Source organism: Teichococcus vastitatis (genome assembly GCF_003604215.1).
Classification (GTDB): Bacteria; Pseudomonadota; Alphaproteobacteria; order Acetobacterales; family Acetobacteraceae; genus Pseudoroseomonas; species Pseudoroseomonas vastitatis.
The window spans coordinates 1-620 of sequence record NZ_QXGS01000222.1 but is presented as its reverse complement, the minus strand read 5'-3'; the positions used below and the strand labels follow the sequence as shown (position 1 = coordinate 620).

Below are 620 nucleotides of genomic sequence, written 5' to 3'. Positions count from 1 at the left end.
ATCGGCGTTCCGGCCGGGCACCAGGTGGCGAAGTAGGCCATTTCACCATCGGCGATGTGGCGGCGGATCAGCAGACCTCGCGTCCACAATCCTTTGGCTCCTGGGCGGACCTCATCGGCTTCGAGGTCCGCCAGTTCTAGGTACGCCCAGTCGTGCAGGCGCTCGCCCTTTGTGCCCAGTCCAGCGGACAGGCGCTGCCAGGCAGCAGGATCGAGTGCCTGGGCGATGTCCTCGGCCGTCCCTGCGACCTCAGGCTTGCCGATCCAGGAGTTGAAGAATGCTGTCGCGTTGACGCCGAGCACGTAGCCCCTGCCTGCACGGCGCAGCGCCATCTCGATATCGCCAACGCCATAAACGCTATCGGCCGCGACCCAGCCAAAGGGCACGCTGGCGCCGATGGCGCGCTCGATCATGCTGAGCGCCATGGCGGGCTTGGTGGCGAAGGTGGTTCCCGCAGGAACGTGGGCCGCGGACATGCGCGCCGGATCATCTGTCCAACGCTTGGGCAGGTAGAGCGCACGGTCGATAAAGGCGTGGCCGTGCCGCGAGACATAGGACGCGAACACGCCGATCTGGCAGTTGGTGATCTTGCCCGCCGAGCCGGTGTACTGCCGCCCTAC

At 66.1% G+C, this 620-nt stretch carries 1 protein-coding gene; it reads right to left on the bottom strand.

Annotated elements, in window-relative coordinates; all coding sequences use genetic code 11:
- The coding region (locus D2K64_RS24015) for an IS701 family transposase (RefSeq protein ID WP_120010940.1) at positions 1-620 on the bottom strand (620 nt) is incomplete at both ends.